At 52.5% G+C, this 12488-nt stretch carries 14 protein-coding genes and 1 pseudogene; 12 read left to right on the forward strand and 3 right to left on the reverse strand.

Annotated features, from left to right (window positions below):
* Nucleotides 1-11 precede the first annotated feature (11 nt).
* From BWM17_RS04795 to BWM17_RS04825, 7 genes and pseudogenes are all read left to right on the forward strand, one after another.
* Nucleotides 12-1367, forward strand: a complete 1356-nt coding sequence (locus BWM17_RS04795; RefSeq protein WP_309492800.1) for a hypothetical protein — start codon at nucleotides 12-14, stop codon at nucleotides 1365-1367.
* Nucleotides 1368-1516: 149 nt separating this feature from the next.
* Entirely contained in the window at nucleotides 1517-2083 is a 567-nt protein-coding gene (locus BWM17_RS04800) for a DJ-1 family glyoxalase III (RefSeq protein ID WP_309492801.1), read from the forward strand.
* A 33-nt stretch (nucleotides 2084-2116) separates the two neighbouring features.
* Nucleotides 2117-2671: an O-acetyl-ADP-ribose deacetylase gene (locus tag BWM17_RS04805; RefSeq protein ID WP_309492802.1), complete on the forward strand. Its 555-nt coding sequence runs from the start codon at nucleotides 2117-2119 to the stop codon at nucleotides 2669-2671.
* Nucleotides 2672-2722: 51 nt separating this feature from the next.
* Entirely contained in the window at nucleotides 2723-3550 is an 828-nt protein-coding gene (locus tag BWM17_RS04810) for a DUF362 domain-containing protein (RefSeq protein ID WP_309492803.1), read from the forward strand.
* 96 nt (nucleotides 3551-3646) lie between these two features.
* Nucleotides 3647-4540, forward strand: a pseudogene (gene pdxS, locus BWM17_RS04815) (pyridoxal 5'-phosphate synthase lyase subunit PdxS); the annotation flags it as partial.
* Nucleotide 4541: 1 nt separating this feature from the next.
* Complete coding sequence (gene pdxT / locus BWM17_RS04820) at nucleotides 4542-5168, forward strand: pyridoxal 5'-phosphate synthase glutaminase subunit PdxT (protein ID WP_309492805.1); 627 nt, start codon at nucleotides 4542-4544, stop codon at nucleotides 5166-5168.
* 74 nt (nucleotides 5169-5242) lie between these two features.
* Nucleotides 5243-5476, forward strand: coding sequence for an Lrp/AsnC ligand binding domain-containing protein (locus BWM17_RS04825; protein WP_309492806.1), 234 nt, complete (start codon nucleotides 5243-5245; stop codon nucleotides 5474-5476).
* Here BWM17_RS04825 and BWM17_RS04830 read toward each other — a convergent pair.
* Nucleotides 5473-6396, reverse strand: a complete 924-nt coding sequence (locus BWM17_RS04830; RefSeq protein ID WP_309492807.1) for a DUF72 domain-containing protein — start codon at nucleotides 6394-6396, stop codon at nucleotides 5473-5475. The two genes, BWM17_RS04825 and BWM17_RS04830, sit on opposite strands and share 4 nt — an antisense overlap.
* Nucleotides 6397-6473: 77 nt before the next feature.
* On the opposite strand from BWM17_RS04830, the gene BWM17_RS04835 reads away from it, so the two are divergent.
* Nucleotides 6474-7175, forward strand: a complete 702-nt coding sequence (locus tag BWM17_RS04835) for a hypothetical protein (protein WP_309492808.1) — start codon at nucleotides 6474-6476, stop codon at nucleotides 7173-7175.
* A 7-nt stretch (nucleotides 7176-7182) separates the two neighbouring features.
* A complete protein-coding gene (locus BWM17_RS04840) occupies nucleotides 7183-7953 on the forward strand; it encodes an orotidine 5'-phosphate decarboxylase (RefSeq protein WP_309492809.1) in 771 nt (256 codons plus the stop codon).
* Nucleotides 7954-7981: 28 nt separating this feature from the next.
* Here BWM17_RS04840 and BWM17_RS04845 read toward each other — a convergent pair whose 3' ends face one another.
* The gene (locus BWM17_RS04845; protein ID WP_309492810.1) at nucleotides 7982-8146 is read right to left on the reverse strand and encodes a ribbon-helix-helix domain-containing protein; all 165 of its coding nucleotides are present in this window, start codon (nucleotides 8144-8146) and stop codon (nucleotides 7982-7984) included.
* Nucleotides 8147-8288: 142 nt separating this feature from the next.
* Here BWM17_RS04845 and BWM17_RS04850 point away from each other — a divergent pair, with 142 nt between their 5' ends.
* Entirely contained in the window at nucleotides 8289-9626 is a 1338-nt protein-coding gene (locus BWM17_RS04850) for a tubulin/FtsZ family protein (protein ID WP_309492811.1), read from the forward strand.
* 129 nt (nucleotides 9627-9755) lie between these two features.
* A complete protein-coding gene (locus BWM17_RS04855) occupies nucleotides 9756-10085 on the forward strand; it encodes a hypothetical protein (RefSeq protein ID WP_309492812.1) in 330 nt (109 codons plus the stop codon).
* Between the two features lies 1 nt (nucleotide 10086).
* On the opposite strand, the gene BWM17_RS04860 is transcribed toward BWM17_RS04855, so the two are convergent.
* Nucleotides 10087-10464, reverse strand: coding sequence for a cyclophilin-like fold protein (locus BWM17_RS04860; protein WP_309492813.1), 378 nt, complete (start codon nucleotides 10462-10464; stop codon nucleotides 10087-10089).
* A 341-nt stretch (nucleotides 10465-10805) separates the two neighbouring features.
* Here BWM17_RS04860 and thsB point away from each other — a divergent pair, with 341 nt between their 5' ends.
* Nucleotides 10806-12470 carry a thermosome subunit beta gene (gene thsB / locus BWM17_RS04865; protein ID WP_309492814.1) on the forward strand — a complete coding sequence of 555 codons (1665 nt, stop codon included), beginning with the start codon at nucleotides 10806-10808 and terminating at the stop codon, nucleotides 12468-12470.
* Nucleotides 12471-12488: the final 18 nt, after the last annotated feature.

The following is a 12488-nucleotide window of genomic DNA, read 5'->3' on the forward strand; positions in this document are numbered from 1 at the left end:
AAGGAGGAAGAATGCCGAAAGGCGGGTGCAAACCGTTCTCCCTCCTCATTTTGACAGTCCTTTCCACTGCTTTTTTGGCGAATATGCCAAACTTCGGGGAGTTGAATGGGGCTCCGCCCTTAACCGACGTGGAATATCGACAGAAGGTGGAGGAGTTGTTGAAGGCGGTTCTGGGGGGAATCGAAGAAGTGAGAGGTCTATCTCCACCTGAGGAAGTTAGTTTGAGAATCATCAGCGCAGAATGGGCTCGGGAAAACTGGGGCCGAAGATACGTGGAGGCAAACCTTGAGAAGATAAAAGTGGAGGAAAACATATACAAGGCGCTGTTTCTCCTCCCCGAAGACGCCGGCCTAGCTGAGGTTCTCGTCGAATGGTCAGGAGACTACGCTGCCGGAGTCATAGAAAACGACATTTTCGTGGTGAGGGAGAACTTCGACCCTAAGGGAGCTTGGGCTGAGAGAACCCTCGCCCACGAAGTCACCCACATAATACAGGGTGAACACTTTGAAATTCTCGAAAAAGAGAAACACGACGAGAAGCAGGCCTGGGCTGCTCTCATCGAAGGAGATGCTGAACTCACTGCTGGAAAGTATATGGAAAGAATCGAAAGCTTGCCAGCGTCTGAAACCGCTGTTTTGCTTCCCGCGGGCTTCCTAGCCTCCGCCTCAGCATCCAACTCCGGAGATCTTCCCTTCATGAGGATATTGCGCTTTCCCTACGACTACGGCGAAGATTTCGTGGAAACCTTGTTCGAGAGGGGAGGCTGGGAGTTGGTGAACAAAGCCTACAGCAGTCCACCTGTCACCACTGAGCAGGTGATGCATCCGGAGAAATATTTTTCAAAGGAACCTCCCGTTGAAGTTGATGGTTCCTCTCCTCCCCTGCCTCCGGAGTGGAAGCAGAAAAGAAGCGACAGGTTTGGAGAGCACTTCATCCTGGTGGTGTTGGGTACGTGGATCCCCTTGGAGGACGCTGCGGAGGCGGCTGAGGGGTGGGGAGGAGACCGTTTCACCTACTATGAGAAAGGAGAACGCTACCTCTTCGTGTGGGAGATTTCATGGGATTCGGAGGAAGACGCTGCGGAGTTCCATGACGCTTGGAGTCGGATGATGAAAACATTGGACTCCGAGGAAATCCGAGAAGACCTCTGGGCTGTACAGCAACGCTACTTTCAACTTACGACGGAGGGCTCTACAACCCTCATCCTAAGCTCCGATGACCTGTCCGCCCTGGAGCCTTCGAAATCCTCTGGCATCCTTTCGGTTTGGCTTGTAGTGGGGGTGACGTTCATTCTAGCAACGGCCCTCGCTTGGTGGGTGAAGAGAAAAAGTAAAGCGAGAGTAAGTCAAGCTTTTCCGCTCACTTAAAATGGAAACAGGCTTTTCTTGCATTTTTCCTAAGCCGAGAGCCATAAGACTACCTTGCTCGTTTTCGCCGATAACGTTGGGGAACGCCCTTGAAAGAAAACAGATTTATTGGGGAAGGAGCATTTCTCTGATAGTTTAAGGTGAGATTTATGGTTGAGGCGCTGGTGTTTTTAGCTCCAGGATTCGAGGAAATAGAAGCTTCAACGATCATCGATGTCCTCCGAAGAAGCAACGTGAAGGTAACTGTGGCAGGTTTGAAGCCGGAGGTAATCGAAGGCGCACATGGTATGAAAGTCGTCCCCGACAGCTCCATCGACGAGGTGTCTGTGAAAGACTTCGACGCGGTCATATGCCCCGGAGGAGCTCCAGGATACGAAAACTTGAGGAAAACCCCCAAAGTCCTTTCGATGGTTAAGGATGCCTTCCAATCCCGTAAGCTCGTCGCAGCCATCTGCGCAGGCCCCACCGTCCTCTCCGATGCAGGGGTCCTCAAAGGCAGGAAGTGCACGGTTTACCCTGGCTTGGAAGGGGAGCTTAAAAAAGGCGGAGGTAAACCTGTGCGGAGGGACCTAGTCGTCGTCGACGGGAACATCGTAACAAGCAAGGGCCCGGCTACAGCGCTTCCCTTCGCCTTAAAGCTGGCGGAGAAACTGGTGGGAAAAGAGACGGCTAAAAGGGTTAGGAAGGAAACGCTGGCGAACCTAGCTCTCAAGTAGCAGGTCCCACCCTTCCCAAGGAGGCATCCTACCGTGGAGGTGAAGGTAGGCAAGGCTAAGCTTCGCCTTCTCCGCGGAGACATAACCGAGCAGGAAACCGACGCCATTGTGAACGCGGCGAACCCCAGCCTCATGGGAGGCGGCGGAGTAGACGGAGCCATCCACCGGAAGGGCGGACCGAAGATACTGGAAGAATGCAAGAAAATTAGAGCCTCCCAGTGGCCTGAAGGCCTCCCCACAGGAAAGGCAGTCATCACCTCCGGAGGGAACCTTAAAGCTCGGTACGTCATCCACACCGTGGGGCCAATATGGCGTGGGGGAAACAGCGGGGAACCTCGCCTTTTGGCGGAGGCTTACCGCAACTCCTTGGCACTGGCAGTTTCCCGAGGTTTGAAAACGGTGGCTTTCCCCTCCATCAGCACAGGAGCCTACGGTTACCCCATTAAGGAAGCCAGCCGGGTTGCTTTGAAGACGGTTAAAGATTTTCTGGAAAAAGAAGATAAACTGGACGAGGTGGTTTTCACCCTCTTCAGCCAGAGCGACTTGACAATCTACGAGGAGGCCGCCAAGGAACTTTTCCGCGTCTAAGCCGGCTTAAGGAAAACAAATGGTTAAGGGTGTAATGGAGGAAATCCGGTTATGGCGGCCTTCAAGGTTGCTGTGGTCAGAGGAGAGCGCTCTATATCCACGGTGCTGAAGGCCCTTAAACTCTTGGGAGGAGTTCAGGAGATCTCCGGCAGGCCTGTTCTGATCAAAGTAAACTTCATCGCTGTAAAGACATGGGACACAGGCACAACCACTGATCCCCTTGTGGTGGAGGCCTTGATCAAGACTTTCCAGCAGACAGATGAGCAGGTTTATGTGGTGGAATCTGACGCTACAATCACAAACGCAGCGAAGGCCGCCAAAGTAACAGGGGTACTTAACCTCTGCGAGAAATACGGTGTTCCTTTTCTCAACCTCAGAAAACTCAAAGAGAAAGTCACTCTGCCGGTAGACTCGCCTGAGGTGCTCCCTCAGATAAAAGTTCCCAAGCTGGTGGCTGAAAGCCACATCGTCAATGCTGCTAAGCTGAAAACCCACTCTGAGACGGGGGTAACCCTCGGCTTGAAGAACATGTTCGGCTTGCTTCCGGACAAGCTTAAGTTCAAATACCACCTCAAAGGCATCGAAAAGGTGGTTGTAGACGTTAACACCGTCCTAAAGCCAGCGCTCACCGTAATAGACGGCTTCGTAGGCCTGAAGGACGGGGGCCCTGTCAAAGGGAAGCCTGTTAAGATGGATTTGATCATCGCCAGTAAAAACGTAACCGCCGCTGATGCCACAGCAGCCCGCATCATGGGCTTCGAGCCTGAGAGGATATACCACATTCGCCGCGCCGCGGAGAAAGGCCTCGGCAGCCTAACCGCCATTGAGGTGGTAGGTGAGCCCTTGGCTGAATTGGCTCAAGACTTTCAGAGGCTGTGAAAGATGAAACTCAGAGAAATAAAGTTTTTATCTTTTCTCAACTAAATATAGCTGGGATCATTGTTGGAAAAAACCATCATTGAAGCTGCGGAAAAATCTGGCCTCCGACGGGGAACGGTAACCTTGAAGCGGGGCTTCGCCCACATGCAAAAGGGCGGCGTTATCATGGACGTCACCAACGTGGAGCAGGCTCAAGTGGCGGAAGAGACTGGGGCTGTGGCGGTTATGGTTTTGGATAAGCTCCCGGCTGACGTTCGGAAGGCAGGAGGAGTCGCTCGAATGTGCGATGTGAAAACCATTGAGGAAGTTATGGACCACGTTACCATTCCCGTCATGGCCAAATGCCGGATAGGCCACTACATGGAGGCTGAAATCCTCGAAGCCATAGGCGTCGACATGATCGACGAAAGCGAGGTTTTAACCCCGGCTGATGAGCACCACCACATTGACAAGTGGCCGTTCACTGTGCCCTTCGTCAACGGAGCCAGAGACCTAGGGGAAGCCCTCCGAAGGATAGCGGAAGGCGCTTCCATGATCAGAACCAAAGGGGAGGCTGGAACGGGAAACGTGGCTGAAGCGGTGAGACACGTAAAGGCAGTGATGGGACGGATAAGGGAGATCCAGAAGGCAGGAGACGAACAGCTTCTCGATGTAGCTCGAGCCTACCAAGTTCCCTTTGACCTCGTCAAAGAAACCGCTTCGCTGGGCAGGTTGCCTGTGGTGAACTTTGCAGCCGGAGGCATAGCCACCCCCGCAGATGCAGCTTTGATGATGGCTCTGGGATGCGACGGGGTTTTCGTGGGTTCCGGCATCTTCAAGTCTGAGGACCCTTTGGAGAGGGCTAGGTCCATCGTTCTAGCTACAACCTTCTGGGAAGACCCTGAAGTAGTCGCTGAAGCTTCCAGGATGGTGGTGGAGAGAAAATCCATGCCGGGCTTGGACATCAAGGCCTTGAAGCCCGAAGAGTTGATGCAGACGAGAGGGCGCTAAGATGGCTTCCGTCCCTGAGCTGAAGATAGGAGTCATAGGGCTTCAGGGCGCTGTCGCGGAGCATGTGGAAGCTCTCAACTCCACCTTGAAAGAAATGAAGCTCAAAGGAGCGGCCTACCCCATAAAACGCCAAGCCCAGATAGAAGACGTCCACGGCTTGGTGATCCCCGGAGGGGAAAGCACAACCATCGGAAGACTCCTCCAGCAGAGAGGTATGGCGGAAAAAATCGTCAAAGCAGCGGAGAAAGGAACTCCCATCCTCGGCACCTGCGCCGGACTCATCCTTATGGCTAAAGAGGTCTACGACGCCAAAGTCAGCCTTCTCCCTCAACCCCTCTTGGGGTTGATGGATATGAAGGTGGTGAGGAATGCCTTCGGGCGGCAGAGGGAATCTTTCGAGGACCTTGTTGACATTCCGCTGCTGGGAAGAGACCCTTATCCCGGTGTCTTCATCAGGTCCCCGCTGGTGGAGAGAGTTTGGGGGGAAAATGAAGCCATAGGAAGGTGGAGGGAAAAGATCGTGGCTGTTCAGCAGGGAAACCTCCTAGCCACAGCCTTCCATCCCGAGCTTTCCCGCGACCGAAGGTTTCTTCAATATTTTGTTAAGCACATTCTAGATGCACTTTAGTCGCTGTTGAAGCTTCATGGCTTGGCTTAAGTTTTTAAATATTAAAACCACCATTAGCTTAACAGTGTCTATGGGTGGTTTCAGTGGGGATCATCTACATTCTAGTTGTAACTGAAATCGGGAAAGAAGGCGACGTAAGCGCCGCTTTGGAGAAGATCAAAGGAGTAACCGAGGCTAAAACCGTCTACGGAGAATTTGACGTGGTGGTGAGGTTGGAGACGTCGACGTTGAAAGAGTTAGACGAAATCGTAACGGCTCTCCGGAAGGTCCCCGGAATAATCCGCACCGTAACCCTGATTTCATCCTAATCTAAATCCAGAAACTTCCTCGCAGCGCCCAACAGCTTCTTCAAGCTTTCAAAGTTTTTCTCAGGGATTTTTTCGAGAAGAACACTTAGGGGAACCTGCTCGCCTCGTTTAGTCTCCACCAGCCTCCAGCCCACCGTCTCCGATAGTTTCCTCCTGGTTATCGGGTATCTGATTTTTTCCACCAGCTTTTCGAAGGCTTCCAAGCCGAAGCAGTCCATGAGGGGAGGAAACTGCCCTGTCTTCAGAAAAGCCTGAAAGCGGTGAGCGTCCACGTACATGGAGAGGTTGTTGAACAAAACGTAGACGGGGGCTGTTTTAGCTGTTTTCTCAACAGCTTCAGCTAGCTTTCTCAACTCCTCGTTGGAGTACTGGTAGTAGTAGAGTCGCTCCCCCAAGCCGTGAAGGCGGAAGTAGGCCTTGTCCGCGATGTAAAAAGGGGGGTGGCCCAGAAGAGGGTCAACGCAGTGAACCAATTGTAGCTTCTCGAAGAGGGCTGCAAGCCCAGCTTGGAGTTCGGGGTTAAACCATTCTCCGCCTCGGGTTTCCCATACCAAGTTAAGACCGTCTCTTTTAGCCTTCCTGAAGAAGATTTCAGCTTTTTTCAAGTTTTCCGGAGTAGGACGGAAAGAGCCGGGAGTTTGGATGAGGAGAACACGGCTGCCTAGGATCCGGCAGGTTTCCACCATGCGCTGGAAGGCTTCAGCGCTTTCAGGTTTCCATTCTAGGCGGTGGGTGTGGCTTAGGTCTCTGTGGGCCTTCACCGTGAACTCGAAGCCTGAGGGGGCCTCCCTTCTCCACTTGGAGAGCAGGGTGGGGCTGTGGTAACGGTAGAAGGTAGAGTTGATTTCCACCAAGCTTAGGGCTTCATAATACCTGGGTTTGGAGACGGGAAACCCGCAGCATCCTACCTTGACAGGCATTCCCTTCCCCCATAGAAAAATGCTCGGATTAGTCTTAAATGCAACTTCCCTTTCAAGTTTAATAGGAGAAGATTTTCTTGAAGGGGCCGAAGCCGCCTGTGGCCGTGAGGGTTAAGAGTCTAGACGACTTCACGAGGCTTGCTCTAGCCTTAACCGACTCCCCGCCTTTGCTGTGGCAGTTCAAGTACGAGAAAAAATACATCCTGAGCGCCTTCACCGTGTACATGTCTTGGAAGGGGGATATTCCCCTTCTGGCCTATATCCCTCTGAGGAAGAAACCCAGCTCCTTCCTTGCCTACCGGAGCAATGGGGAAGGGGAAGAATGCCTCTTCACCGACAACATCGAAGACACTCGGTACGTTTACGCTCCCATAATCAAACTGCGGGAGGCCCCCCAGTTTTTTAAGGCCTCCCTCCAAGGAAAGTTCCCTCATCCTCCCCAGCCCTTGGGTGTCGAGCTGGACAGTCTTTACTCTCTCATGCGCCTTCTCTATCTTGTCTCCTCCAAGGAGTACATGGCTTTCCCCATCTGGCATTTTCGACGGCATGGAAGACGCATTCTAGGAGTATGCATTCCTTTCGAGCATTATTATGAAAGCAACGCTCTACCCGTCTTCTTCTACATCCGGGTGGGAAGAGCATCCCATGAGCCCTTCCTCCGCTACCTGACATCCCGAAGCGGAGGGGAATCCATCAGCTACAGCCGAAGCACAGGGGACCCCAAATTTTTCTACGCCAAAATCATAGACGTGGAGGACATGCCCCTCTTTCCCGGGTGATCCGCTGTTGTTCCGAGACCAGATTCAAACCTCCGCCAAGAGGAAACAGTCCAACATCGTTTTAGCCCTCGACCTCACCGGTCTAAGCCCTGAAAGGTTGCTGGCGGAAAGCTTGAACTTAGTGAAGAGGCTTTCCAGCCTCATCTGCGCTGTGAAAGTCAACAGGCATCTGACACTTCCCCTAGGCCTCCGGGGAGGAGTTGAGAAGATTGTGCAGCAGGCTCACAGGTTCGACCTCCCCGCTATCATGGACTGCAAGCTCAACGACATAGGCTCCACCAACCGGGTGATAGCTGAAAACTTTTTCCAAATAGGCTTCGACGCCCTCACGGTAAGCCCCCACACGGGATGGGAAAAAGGACTGGAGCCCGTTTTCACCCTAGCCCGGGAGATGGGGAAAGGGATCATAACTCTCGTCTACATGAGCCACCCCGGAGCTGAAGAGGTCTTCGGCTTAAAAACGCAAGACCCTGAAACAGGCGAAATGCAGCCTGCCTACAAGCTTTTCGCCAAGTGGTCCCGGAGGTGGAAGGCAGACGGAGCTGTCGTAGGAGCCACTAGGCCTAAGATAATCTCAGAAGTCGACGGCCTCTTAGGGAAAGAGGTTCCCATATACTCTCCGGGAGTAGGATTTCAAGGCGGCATGGTTGAGGAGGCCATGAAAAGTGGAACCCGGTACCTGATAGTGGGGAGGACTATCTTCACGGCAAAGGAGCCGGAGGCCGTTGCAGAGCAGATTCGTGGCACTGTGCTAAAAGTGGCTCCTCAACTCTTCTAGCCGCTGGCGGAAGCCCCTTTTCCAAGGTTTAGCGTGCCTGTTTTTGCCAAAGCTCGTTTTTCAGCAGGTCTCTCACAGCAGCTCTCATTACTGCGCTACGGCTGGAGTACATGCCGGCTTTGATGAGTTCATCCATCCCCTCAACCAAGGCCTCGGGGAGTTTGACGGTGAGAAGCTTCATGGTGGCGGACAAGGGACAACGCCGTTGGTAGATAACGCGTGGAAAATTATAAAGATTTTGCTAGCCCAGCCGAAAGGACGGCGGGAAGAGTTTACGGAGATTATTTAAGGGGAGAGTGTTCCTATTCTTCTGGACTTGAGGAGCGTTAAACCGGTTGAAGTTTGCCGTGGTGGGTCTAGGCCAGGCTGGGGGGAGAATCGCGGACCTCTTTGTTCATTATGACCTCCTGCATGAGAAAGCTCATGGAAGGAACATCCCCGTTTGCTTGGCCATCAACACTTCGCAGTCGGACTTAAGAGGATTGAAGGCTATCCCTCCTAGGGACAGAATTCTCATAGGTCAGAGTTATTCCAAAGCCCATGGAGCAGGAGCTAACATCGACGCGGGGGCGGAAATAGCCAAAAAAGAGCTGAGTTACATCAAGAAAGCCTTAGGAGAAAGAGGAGCCTTTAACACCGAGAACATCGACGCCTTCTTTCTGATAGCTGGACTTGGGGGCGGAACCGGGTCAGGGGGCACCCCCATCTTGGCTAAGGAATTAAAGATGTACAACATGCCTGTGATCGCTTTAGGCATCCTGCCCAGCAATGATGAAGGGGGCTTGATGGCCATAAACGCCTCCCGGAGTCTGATGTCGCTGCATGAAACAGTGGACGCTTTAATTCTATTTGACAACAACAGGTGGAAGACTCCGGGACTGCCCATTCATGAAAGCTACTCTCACATGAACCATATGATCGTCAGAATATTCCCGCTGGTTCTGGGGGCGGGAGAAGTTAAAACTCCGGCGATGGTAGGCAGCAAAGTAGTGGACGCCTCCGACATCCTGAACTCATTGAAAGGTTTCACTGTCTTCGGATATTCTGAGGCCTCGGCGCGAAGGGGTTTCTTGGCGTTCAAAAAGAAAGGCAAATTCGATCAGCTTAATCCGAAAGACAAATGCCGCTCCGTTTTGCAGGACGCCGTCACTCGACTGTCCACAGACTGTGTTCTAGGCAGCGCTGAAAAAGCCCTTCTGATGCTCGCAGGTCCTCCCAGCGAGCTGAGTAAGGACGGGTTTGATGAGGCTGTCCGCTGGTATGAAGCCAATTTGAAAGGAGCGGAGGTCAGAGGCGGCGACTTCCCTCTGCCTAAGTCAGATAAGGTCATGGGGATAGTCTTCCTCTCCGGGATTTATGACATCCCTAGAATAAGAGAACTCATGGATGCAGGGATCAGACACCGGAAGACCCTTGATGAAAAGAAAAGAGTTCACCCTCTCCTTCATTATAAGCTGAAATACGGAGAACATTTGAGGACGGTTGAGTTTCAGCCCTCCATCGCTGAGGAAACACCGATTTCAGGCTGTCCCACGTGTGGAAGCGGTGATTTGATGGTGCTCAAATCTTGGGAGGTGAAACCCAAAACCAAGAAAGGCCCAGCCATGCGGGTGACCATTTATTCATGCGAAAGCGGCCACAGGTTCAGAAAAACCACAAAAACTGAGGCGTAAACCCTTTTTTACTAGAGCCTGAAAACTGAAGGTCAAGGGGTTGGGTCCGCTGGAAAGCTGTGCGGAGATAACCTTATGCAGTAGAGGTGTTATATCAGAGTTTAACATATTATTGATGAGGGAGCCGAGATGGGCGGCGGCAAGAAGAAAGGATTATCCGCTATGGAGAAAGCCCAAAGGCTCAAGGAAGAAAAGGAAAAAGCTGGGAGGAAGAAAGGCAAGCCTGCCCCCTCCAAAAAGGTTTCCATAACCTATGGATTCCCTGAGGTAGACGACGAAACCCTGACCTCCGAGCTGGGGAAAATGAAAGCGGTGACACCTGCGGCTTTAGCCTCAGCCTTCAATATTAAGGTGAGTATGGCTGAGGACTACTTGGAAAGCCTCCAAAAAAGAGGCCTCGTCAGCCTTGTGAGAGGCTGCGAGCGTCTAAAAATCTACAAGCCCACTGCTGCCAGCTAAGTTAGTCTCCCAGCCTTTCCACTCGGATTATCTGGCCTTCCTTGGCAGACCTGAAAAGCTCCAAGTTTTCGGTGACTTTTCCCACCACGTTCACGGGGCTGTAGGGTTGAGATTCACCGTAGAAGATGCAGAGGGCGCTTCCCACAGGCCAGTAGGCTATGGCCCCTGTTTCCACCGTCTTCTTTTCCTTCTCCAGCCCCACTTTGATGGGAGTGGTGAAGTAGACCTCTTCCTTCCATACGGCCAGCTTACCCTCTAAAGGGAGCGCCTTGAGGATGGCTGCCACCGTCTGGGGGGCTAGAAACCTAGCCAGTTCTCCTCTGCTTTCCCCTAGGCCTTTGACGGTTATCTTTATCGGGATTCTACCCGTGTTCTCCAAGCGGTTTCACCTTCAACCAGCCAGTCTATGGCAGTTTACAGATTTAAAATTAACCTACCGGTCAGTGGTTTATGGCCTCGAAATTAACCAGTCATAGTTCTCGTGGAGTTTTATATGCCATAACATCTATTCTCCCTTCTATTTTCTTAAATTGGCTTGCTTTATGAATTTAAACACCTAGCCCGAGGTACCGAAGATGATCGACTCTACTGGAGAGGAGTAGCGCCACCAACACCCTCTAGGCGGTGGAATCTTGAGGAAAAATTTAAATATTTCATCCTAATTTCAAACCTCTCGCAAATAGAATAATATCACGGGAAGCGTTAAGGAGGATTGAAAAAATGGCAGCTCAAGCAATTCCAGCTGTAACTGAATCCGGTCAACCTGTACTGATCTTGAAAGAGGGAACAACCCAGACGAAGGGAAGGGAAGCCCAGAGGAACAACATCACCGCCGCCAAGGTTGTGGCTGAAATCATTAGGACATGCCTCGGCCCCCGGGGCATGGATAAAATGCTCATCTCCAGCTTCGGCGACGCCACCATAACCAACGACGGAGCCACCATTCTGAAGGAGATGGACATTCAACATCCAGCCGCCAAGATGATGGTGGAGACGGCTAAGGCCACCGACCAAGAGGTTGGCGACGGAACCACCAGCGTCGTGGTGCTGGCTGGGGCTTTGCTGGAGAAGGCGGAAGCTCTCATCGATAAAAACGTTCACCCCACCCTCATCGTCGACGGCTACAGCAAGGCTGAAGAGAAAGCCTTGGAATTCGGCCGGAAGATAGCCATACCAGTGGACCCAAAGGATAAGGGGATGTTGAAGAAGGTGGCGATAACCTCCATGGCCAGTAAGCTGGTTTCAGAGAATCGGGATTACCTCGCAGACTTGGCTGTGGAAGCCATTCTGCAAGTCGCCCAGAAAACTGACGAAGGATACAAAGTGGACATCGGAGACGTGAAGGTGGAGAAGAAGGCGGGAGCCTCCATCACCGACACCCAGCTTATTCGAGGGGTAGCTGTGGATAAGGAAGTGGTTCACAGCGGTATGCCTAGGAGGGTGGAAAAGGCGAAAATAGCCCTCTTGGAAAGCCCCTTGGAGATCGAGAAGACAGAGTTTGACGCCAAGATCAACATAGAGACTCCGGAGCAGATGAAGAGCTTCATGGACGAGGAGACCAGAATTTTCAAGGAGATGGTGGATAAGATTGCTGCCACTGGGGCCAACGTGGTCTTCTGCCAGAAAGGCATCGACGACATGGCTCAGCATTTCTTGGCCAAACGGAGTATCCTAGCCATCAGGAGGGTTAAGCAGTCTGACATGGAGAAGCTTTCCAAAGCCACGGGTGGAAGAATCGTCACCAGCGTAGACGCCTTAACGTCGGCAGACTTAGGCTCCGCTGAGCTAGTGGAGGAGAGGAAGCTGGGAGAAGACAAGTGGACCTTCGTGGAAGGCTGCAAGAACCCCAAGTCCCTCACCATCCTAGTGAGAGGCGGAACTGAGAGAGTTACCGACGAGGCTGAGAGGTCTATCCACGACGCTCTTTCTGTGGTGAGAGACGTAGTGGAGAACCCCAAGATCGTCGTGGGAGGAGGCGCCTTTGAAGCAGAGGTTTCCACCCAGCTGAGAAACTGGGCTCAAACTCTCACAGGCAGGGAGCAGCTGGCTGCTTTAGATTTCGCCGACGCGCTTGAAAGTATCCCGCTGACTTTGGCTGAGAACGCAGGCGCAGACCCCTTGGACATCCAAGTGGAGCTCAGGTCGAGGCATGAGAAAGGTGAAAAATGGTACGGCGTCGACGTCTTCGCAGGGAAGGTGGCAGACTTGGAGAAGCAAGAGGTGTTGGAGCCTTTGAGGGTGAAGGAGCAGATAATAACTTCAGCCCACGAAGCTGCAGCCATGATCCTCCGTATCGACGATGTTATTGCCGCTTCTAAGATGAAGGAGTCAACCCCGCCTAAAGGCGGAGGCGCCGGAGGGGAAGAAAGCTCCGAATTTGATTAAGGTTTCCAAGATGGAGGT

The sequence above is a fragment of the Candidatus Hecatella orcuttiae genome (genome assembly GCF_002009985.1).
GTDB classification, from domain to species: domain Archaea; phylum Thermoproteota; class Bathyarchaeia; order Hecatellales; family Hecatellaceae; genus Hecatella; species Hecatella orcuttiae.